This window comes from Bacteroides sp. AM23-12 (assembly GCF_003434395.1).
Taxonomy (GTDB): domain Bacteria; phylum Bacteroidota; class Bacteroidia; order Bacteroidales; family Bacteroidaceae; genus Bacteroides; species Bacteroides thetaiotaomicron.
The window spans coordinates 1-528 of record NZ_QTLF01000118.1; the positions used below are offsets into that span (position 1 = coordinate 1).

Below are 528 nucleotides of genomic sequence, written 5' to 3' on the forward strand. Positions count from 1 at the left end.
TGCGGATTTTCTCGCACGGCTGGGGCATGAGCCTGTCAGAAGGAGCGGTAACGAGCTGTGGTATCTTGCCCCGTACAGGGGCGAGCGCACATCCTCTTTCCGTGTGAACGTGGCGAAACAGCTCTGGTACGACTTCGGTTTGGGCAAGGGCGGCGACATCTTCACGCTTGCCGGGGAGTTTCTGCAAAGCGATGACTTCATGAAGCAAGCGAAGTTCATAGCGGAAGCCGCCAATATGACGGTTGCCGGATGGGAAAAGCCCGTCTATCTCTCGAAGCCGACCGAATCCGTTTTTGAGGATGTGGAGGTCGCTCCGCTGCTCCGCTCACTGCTGACGGAGTATTTAGAGGAACGGGGCATCCCTTACGCCATCGCATCCCGTCACTGCTGCCGCTTGAACTACGGTGTGCGTGGGAAACGGTATTTTGCCGTTGGCTTTCCGAACATGGCAGGTGGCTATGAAGTCAGAAGCCGATATTTCAAGGGTTGCATACCTCCGAAGTCTGTATCACTGGTAAAGGCGAATGA

The 528-nt window shown here is 55.7% G+C and carries 1 protein-coding gene; it reads left to right on the plus strand.

From position 1 onward, the window contains the following. On the plus strand, nt 1-528 hold a 528-nt coding region (locus DW640_RS23445; RefSeq protein WP_233525488.1), incomplete at both ends, for a CHC2 zinc finger domain-containing protein.